We start from the raw sequence: 223 nt of genomic DNA on the forward strand, positions 1-223 counted from the left end.
GGCAGGGCCTGTTCGTGTGATGGCGTTCATCGGAAGACCGGCTCACGACGCAGTCCGTGGGACCGAGAGCTACGAATCACCAAAGACACAGGCGGCAGTCGCCACGCGTTCGAGAACGGAGTAACCCTTGGGGTCGGGACAAGCAGCGGGTAGTAGCGGTGCTCCGGAAGGGGCGTTTCCGCTGTCGGCTGCGCAGCGAGGCATCTGGTTCGCGCAACACGCG

The sequence above is a fragment of the Rhodococcus sp. G6(2025) genome (assembly GCF_058628105.1).